This is a genomic window from Microbacterium oxydans, assembly GCF_000956405.1.
In the GTDB taxonomy this organism is placed as follows: Bacteria; Actinomycetota; Actinomycetes; order Actinomycetales; family Microbacteriaceae; genus Microbacterium; species Microbacterium oxydans_C.
Window position 1 is genome coordinate 1 of the sequence record NZ_JYIV01000003.1, and the last position, 5,342, is coordinate 5,342.

The 5,342-nt window shown below is 54.6% G+C and carries 3 rRNA genes; all 3 read right to left on the bottom strand.

From position 1 onward, the window contains the following. Positions 1 to 8: 8 nt before the first annotated feature. Positions 9 to 125, bottom strand: a 5S ribosomal RNA gene (rrf, locus tag RN51_RS00025). Positions 126 to 233: 108 nt separating this feature from the next. Then, positions 234 to 3,338, bottom strand: a 23S ribosomal RNA gene (locus RN51_RS00030). 417 nt (positions 3,339 to 3,755) lie between these two features. Then, positions 3,756 to 5,279, bottom strand: a 16S ribosomal RNA gene (locus tag RN51_RS00035). Together the 16S, 23S and 5S rRNA genes form the textbook arrangement of a ribosomal RNA operon. Between the last annotated feature and the right edge of the window lie 63 nt (positions 5,280 to 5,342).

A 5,342-nucleotide genomic window follows, 5' to 3' on the forward strand; every position in this document is an offset into this window, starting at 1 on the left:
TAAAAGGAGTCCGGCGGTGTCCTACTCTCCCACAGGGTCCCCCCTGCAGTACCATCGGCGCTGTGAGGCTTAGCTTCCGGGTTCGGAATGTAACCGGGCGTTTCCCTCACGCTATGGCCGCCGAAACACTATTGATGTTTCAATCAAACACATAACAAAGTCATTGTTGTTATGCGGCTCTCGACCGTACATCGAGAACCACTCAGTGGACGCGTAGCACCAACAAACGGTGTGTTATCAAGTCATCGGCTTATTAGTACCAGTCAGCTGCATGCATTACTGCACTTCCACATCTGGCCTATCAACCCAGTAGTCTGGCTGGGAGCCTCTCACCCGAAGGTATGGAAATCTCATCTTGAGGCCGGCTTCCCGCTTAGATGCTTTCAGCGGTTATCCATCCCGAACGTAGCTAATCAGCGGTGCTCCTGGCGGAACAACTGACACACCAGAGGTTCGTCCAACCCGGTCCTCTCGTACTAGGGTCAGATCCTCTCAAATTTCCTACGCGCGCAGCGGATAGGGACCGAACTGTCTCACGACGTTCTAAACCCAGCTCGCGTACCGCTTTAATGGGCGAACAGCCCAACCCTTGGGACCTACTCCAGCCCCAGGATGCGACGAGCCGACATCGAGGTGCCAAACCATGCCGTCGATATGGACTCTTGGGCAAGATCAGCCTGTTATCCCCGAGGTACCTTTTATCCGTTGAGCGACAGCGCTTCCACAAGCCACTGCCGGATCACTAGTCCCGACTTTCGTCCCTGCTCGACCTGTCAGTCTCACAGTCAAGCTCCCTTGTGCACTTACACTCGACACCTGATTGCCAACCAGGTTGAGGGAACCTTTGGGCGCCTCCGTTACTTTTTGGGAGGCAACCGCCCCAGTTAAACTACCCACCAGGCACTGTCCCTGAACCGGATTACGGTTCGAAGTTAGATATCCAGAGTGACCAGAGTGGTATTTCAACAATGACTCCACACGAACTAGCGTCCATGCTTCAAAGTCTCCCACCTATCCTACACAAGCCACACCGAACACCAATACCAAGCTGTAGTAAAGGTCACGGGGTCTTTCCGTCCTGCTGCGCGTAACGAGCATCTTTACTCGTAATGCAATTTCGCCGAGTTCGCGGTTGAGACAGTTGGGAAGTCGTTACGCCATTCGTGCAGGTCGGAACTTACCCGACAAGGAATTTCGCTACCTTAGGATGGTTATAGTTACCACCGCCGTTTACTGGGGCTTAAATTCTCAGCTTCGCCTTGCGGCTAACCGGTCCTCTTAACCTTCCAGCACCGGGCAGGCGTCAGTCCGTATACATCGTCTTGCGACTTGGCACGGACCTGTGTTTTTAGTAAACAGTCGCTACCCACTAGTCTCTGCGGCCACCACACCCTTTTCGGAGTAAATCCGTATAAGTGGATGGCCCCCCTTCTCCCGAAGTTACGGGGGCATTTTGCCGAGTTCCTTAACCACGATTCTCTCGATCTCCTTGGTATTCTCTACCTGACCACCTGAGTCGGTTTGGGGTACGGGCGGCTAGAACCTCGCGTCGATGCTTTTCTTGGCAGCATAGGATCACCCACTTTTTATCCGCATCGTGTCTCAGCCTCAATGAATCGCGGATTTGCCTACGACTCGGCCTACGCACTTGCACCAGGACAACCATCGCCTGGCTTGGGCTACCTTCCTGCGTCACACCTGTTAATACGCTAACCGCACCAGAATGGGGTCGTGCGCTAGGCCCAGAGCGTCACCCCGAAGGGATCAGTCACTGGGATTCAGACACTTAGCACTACTGGATTAGCTTGGGCGGTTCTTCGCCGGTACGGGAATATCAACCCGTTGTCCATCGACTACGCCTGTCGGCCTCGCCTTAGGTCCCGACTTACCCAGGGAAGATTAGCTTGACCCTGGAACCCTTGGTCTTTCGGAGGACGTGTTTCTCACACGTCATTCGCTACTCATGCCTGCATTCTCACTCGTGTAGCCTCCACGGCTGGTTTACACCGCCGCTTCGCTGGCCACACGACGCTCTCCTACCCATCAACACGGCTGGACCACGAAGGCCTACCAATAATGTCAATGCCACAACTTCGGTGGCGTGCTTGAGCCCCGTTACATTGTCGGCGCGGAATCACTTGACCAGTGAGCTATTACGCACTCTTTCAAGGGTGGCTGCTTCTAAGCCAACCTCCTGGTTGTCACAGCAACTCCACATCCTTTCCCACTTAGCACGCGCTTTGGGACCTTAGTTGGTGGTCTGGGTTGTTTCCCTCTCGACTATGAAGCTTATCCCCCACAGTCTCACTGCTGCGCTCTCACTTACCGGCATTCGGAGTTTGGCTGACGTCAGTAACCTTGTAGGGCCCATCGGCCATCCAGTAGCTCTACCTCCGGCAAGAAACACGCAACGCTGCACCTAAATGCATTTCGGAGAGAACCAGCTATCACGAAGTTTGATTGGCCTTTCACCCCTATCCACAGCTCATCCCCTCAGTTTTCAACCTAAGTGGGTTCGGTCCTCCACACGCTCTTACACGTGCTTCAACCTGGCCATGGATAGATCACTTCGCTTCGGGTCTAGGACATGCGACTGAATCGCCCTATTCAGACTCGCTTTCGCTACGGCTACCCCACACGGGTTAACCTCGCCACATATCGCTAACTCGCAGGCTCATTCTTCAAAAGGCACGCTGTCACCCCTACTAAGGAGGCTCCAACGGTTTGTAAGCAAACGGTTTCAGGTACTATTTCACTCCCCTCCCGGGGTACTTTTCACCTTTCCCTCACGGTACTTGTCCGCTATCGGTCATCTGGGAGTATTTAGGCTTATCAGGTGGTCCTGACAGATTCACACGGGATTTCACGGGCCCCGTGCTACTTGGGATACTCTTCGCGCCAAGAGAAGCATTTCGACTACGGGGTTGGCACCCTCTATGACCGGCCTTTCAAGACCGTTCGTCTATACCTTCTTGTAACGCCGCCACCTCGGCAGAGATGACTGAAAAGTCCCACAACCCCCAACGTGCAACGCCTGCCGGCTATCACACACGCTAGGTTTAGCCTGATCCGGTTTCGCTCGCCACTACTAACGGAATCGCGGTTGCTTTCTCTTCCTGTGGGTACTGAGATGTTTCACTTCCCCACGTTCCCTCTACCCGCCCTATATATTCAGGCGGGAGTCACTAGGTCGGCACGCCGCCCAGCGGGGTTTCCCCATTCGGACACCCTCGGATCAAAACTTGCTTATCAGTTCCCCGAGGCTTATCGCAGATTGCTACGTCCTTCTTCGGCTCCAGATGCCAAGGCATCCACCGTTTGCTCTTAAAGACTTGAAATCACATGAGTTTGAATCAAAAACCCGACCAGTCCGAAGACTGAATCAGAAATTGACTAATGATCTTTAAGATCATCTTGTGCAACAACCCGAAGGCTGTTGCAAGATGCTCGCGTCCACTGTGTAGTTCTCAAAGTACGGGCGGTACCCCTCACCACTTCCCAACCGGGAAACAGCGAAAGGCCCAGAGTAACCGACTGTGCACTCGACCCGAAGGCCAGTGCGCATCCGGTCCCTCAGGACCCAACAGCGTGCAGGTGCGACATCCGTCACCCTCCCCGTTCCAACCACCGAAGCGGCGTACTGGAGAAGAACAACATCCTTCGCACCATGTCAAATGTTCCACCCATGAGCTCCCAGCGAGAAACGAACGTTCTCGATCTGGGTTCTGGACTCCGAAGAGTCAGATGCTCCTTAGAAAGGAGGTGATCCAGCCGCACCTTCCGGTACGGCTACCTTGTTACGACTTAGTCCTAATTACCGATCCCACCTTCGACGGCTCCCTCCACAAGGGTTAGGCCACCGGCTTCAGGTGTTACCGACTTTCATGACTTGACGGGCGGTGTGTACAAGACCCGGGAACGTATTCACCGCAGCGTTGCTGATCTGCGATTACTAGCGACTCCGACTTCATGAGGTCGAGTTGCAGACCTCAATCCGAACTGGGACCGGCTTTTTGGGATTCGCTCCACCTCGCGGTATTGCAGCCCTTTGTACCGGCCATTGTAGCATGCGTGAAGCCCAAGACATAAGGGGCATGATGATTTGACGTCATCCCCACCTTCCTCCGAGTTGACCCCGGCAGTATCCCATGAGTTCCCACCATTACGTGCTGGCAACATAGAACGAGGGTTGCGCTCGTTGCGGGACTTAACCCAACATCTCACGACACGAGCTGACGACAACCATGCACCACCTGTTTACGAGTGTCCAAAGAGTTGACCATTTCTGGCCCGTTCTCGTATATGTCAAGCCTTGGTAAGGTTCTTCGCGTTGCATCGAATTAATCCGCATGCTCCGCCGCTTGTGCGGGTCCCCGTCAATTCCTTTGAGTTTTAGCCTTGCGGCCGTACTCCCCAGGCGGGGAACTTAATGCGTTAGCTGCGTCACGGAATCCGTGGAATGGACCCCACAACTAGTTCCCAACGTTTACGGGGTGGACTACCAGGGTATCTAAGCCTGTTTGCTCCCCACCCTTTCGCTCCTCAGCGTCAGTTACGGCCCAGAGATCTGCCTTCGCCATCGGTGTTCCTCCTGATATCTGCGCATTCCACCGCTACACCAGGAATTCCAATCTCCCCTACCGCACTCTAGTCTGCCCGTACCCACTGCAGGCCGGAGGTTGAGCCTCCGGATTTCACAGCAGACGCGACAAACCGCCTACGAGCTCTTTACGCCCAATAATTCCGGATAACGCTTGCGCCCTACGTATTACCGCGGCTGCTGGCACGTAGTTAGCCGGCGCTTTTTCTGCAGGTACCGTCACTTTCGCTTCTTCCCTGCTAAAAGAGGTTTACAACCCGAAGGCCGTCGTCCCTCACGCGGCGTTGCTGCATCAGGCTTGCGCCCATTGTGCAATATTCCCCACTGCTGCCTCCCGTAGGAGTCTGGGCCGTGTCTCAGTCCCAGTGTGGCCGGTCACCCTCTCAGGCCGGCTACCCGTCGACGCCTTGGTGAGCCATTACCTCACCAACAAGCTGATAGGCCGCGAGCCCATCCCCAACCGAAATTCTTTCCAGACGCAGACCATGCGGTCACGTCACATATCCAGTATTAGACGCCGTTTCCAGCGCTTATCCCAGAGTCAGGGGCAGGTTGCTCACGTGTTACTCACCCGTTCGCCACTGATCCCACAGAGCAAGCTCCGTGTTCACCGTTCGACTTGCATGTGTTAAGCACGCCGCCAGCGTTCATCCTGAGCCAGGATCAAACTCTCCGTAAAAAAGAAATGCATACGAACCGGGGAAAAACCGGAACGCAGCGAGTTTGATGCTGACCAAAGAGA